The organism is Sporomusa sp. GT1, from assembly GCF_014634905.1.
GTDB classification, from domain to species: Bacteria; Bacillota; Negativicutes; order Sporomusales; family Sporomusaceae; genus Sporomusa; species Sporomusa sphaeroides.
Genome location: NZ_BMBX01000091.1, coordinates 1 through 289, shown reverse-complemented (window position 1 = coordinate 289; position 289 = coordinate 1). Strand labels below are relative to the sequence as shown.

The following is a 289-nucleotide window of genomic DNA, read 5'->3' as shown; positions in this document are numbered from 1 at the left end:
GGACATAAGGGGCATGATGACTTGACGTCATCCCCGCCTTCCTCCGCATTGTCTGCGGCAGTCTCCCTTGAGTTCCCACCTTTACGTGCTGGCAACAAAGGATAAGGGTTGCGCTCGTTGCGGGACTTAACCCAACATCTCACGACACGAGCTGACGACAGCCATGCACCACCTGTTTTTGTGTCCCCGAAGGGAGGGATTCATCTCTGAACCTTTCACTCAATGTCAAGCCCTGGTAAGGTTCTTCGCGTTGCGTCGAATTAAACCACATACTCCACCGCTTGTGCGG

The 289-nt window shown here is 54.0% G+C and carries 1 rRNA gene; it reads right to left on the bottom strand.

Annotated features, from left to right (window positions below):
* Positions 1-289 (bottom strand): 16S ribosomal RNA (locus GT1_RS21975); the annotation flags it as partial.